Origin of the sequence: Corynebacterium sp. (genome assembly GCF_030535495.1) — a bacterium.
Classification (GTDB): domain Bacteria; phylum Actinomycetota; class Actinomycetes; order Mycobacteriales; family Mycobacteriaceae; genus Corynebacterium.
The window spans coordinates 1-2096 of the sequence record NZ_JAUNRW010000178.1 but is presented as its reverse complement, the minus strand read 5'-3'; the positions used below and the strand labels follow the sequence as shown (position 1 = coordinate 2096).

The window sequence follows — 2096 nt, the reverse complement described above, 5'->3', positions numbered from 1 at the left end:
GACCCTGACGGGTGCCCTGCAGCCGGTGGTGCGCGAGCTGGTGGAGGACATGCGGGTGCGCCTGTCCGCCGACGAGGCGAAGTCGGCGCAGTGGAAGTCCACGCACGCCGCGCTTCGGGATGCTCAGCGCACGGGTGCCACGTGGGCGGATTGGGTGGAGGATCAGCTGACCCAGGCCGCGGTCGGGTGGGTGCTGACGAGTGTGTTCGTGCGGTTCTGTGAGGACAACGACCTGCTTGGGGCGCACAAGCGCTGGATCAGCGGCGCGGATGCGGACGGTCGCCGGCGCGCGGTGGACGAGCAGGACCGGTACTTCTCCGAGAACCTGGATCAGGGCTTCCGTGGGTACCTGCGGTATGCGTTCGCGCAGTTGGAGCGTTCCCCGGCGGCGGCGCCGTTGGTGGGTGAGCACGCGGGGATCCATATCGCGGAGCCGTCCGATGATGCGGCGCAGCGTCTGGTGGAGTTCTGGCGGCAGGCCGATGCCGAGAATCTGACGGTGTGGGCCCTGCGCGACCCGGGCTTGGACACCCGGTTCCTGGGCGATATGTATCAGGACCTGTCGGAGTACGCCAAGAAGAAGTACGCGTTGCTGCAGACGCCGGAGTTCGTGGAGGAGTTCATCCTCGACCGCACCCTGGCCCCGGCGCTGGCCGAGCGCTCTCCGCGCCTGCCTGCTGCCGACGCCGAGGGCCGCACCGGCGCGGTGGACTTCACGGTCATCGACCCGACCTGCGGGTCGGGCCACTTCCTGCTGGGCGCGTTCGGCCGGATGCTCGACTACTGGCGCACGGAAGCTCCCGGTCTCGAGCCCGGCGAGCACGTCCGTCTGGCGCTGAGTTCGATCCACGGGGTGGACATCAACCCGTTCGCGGTGGCGATCGCACAGTTCCGCTTGGTGGTTGCGGCGCTGCGGGAGCTGGGCGGCACGAGCCTGCTCGATGCTCCCGAGCTTCCTCTACAGGTTTACGCGGGTGACTCGTTGCTGTGGAGCGAGGATTCGGGCGGGCAGTCTGGGTTCGACTACGGCGACCTCAGCGTGGACCCGGACGCCCTCGCCTCCGGTGCCGCGCACCTGTCGACCGAGGACGTGGACGCCCTACGCAAGACGCTGGCCCGCGATCAGTACGACGTGGTGGTGGGCAATCCGCCGTACATCACGGTCAAGGACAAGACCCTCAATCAGCGGTACCGGCAGCTCTACAACTATTGTAAGGGCACGTACGCCCTGACGGTGCCGTTCATGGAGCAGTTCCACGCCCTGGCCAAGTCGGGAACCACCGATCCGTCGCGCGCCGGCTGGATCGGCCAGATCACCTCGAACTCGTTCATGGCCCGCGAGTTCGGCGTGCCGCTGATCGAGGACTTCCTCCCTCGGGTGGACCTGCTCGAGGTGATCGACACGTCAGGTGCATTCATTCCCGGGCATGGCACCCCGACGGTGACGCTGGTGTCGCGGAACCGACGACCTCAGACGGATTTCGTTCGCGCGGTGCTCGGAATCCAGGGCGAGCCGGGAGCGCCTGACGACCCGGCGCAGGGTCTGGTGTGGCGGAGCATCGTCGAGTACATCGACTTACCGGGTCATGAAGATCGATGGCTTAGCGTGGCTGATTTCTCCAGGCAAACCCTAGGTCGACACCCCTGGTCTCTTCAAGGAGGGGCGGCCCAGTCTGTAGGGGCCCAAATTTCCGGACATTCTCACGCAAAATTGGCCCAGAGAATTCAATCAGTGGGCAGGAGCGGAAACACCGGCGAGGACGCATTCTTCATAATTGGCGATACTCAAACTGCTCGCCGTCTCCGTATCGAAGACCGTGTGTCATTTGTCGAAGGTGAGAGGGTGAGGGAGTGGAATATTGACGGAAATCTGTTGGCACTGTGGCCGTATCAGAATAACCTGAAGCCGATCGCTAGCATTTCTGATCCTCTCGAACGACACCTATTCCCCTGCAGGGCATTGTTGTCCAGCAGGATGCTATTTGGCGCTTCCATGGAAGAGCGTGGCTACAATTGGTGGGAATGGCTCGAAATGTACCAATCGAAGTTCCTTCAGCCGTTGTCCATTTCCTTTGCAGAAGTTTCAACACATAACC

General features: G+C 63.7%; 1 protein-coding gene. It reads left to right on the top strand.

Features of this window, described 5'->3' with window-relative positions; all coding sequences use genetic code 11:
- Positions 1–2096 (top strand): BREX-2 system adenine-specific DNA-methyltransferase PglX (pglX, locus tag Q4F73_RS12325; RefSeq protein ID WP_303359632.1); only part of this gene is annotated, 2096 nt, incomplete at both ends.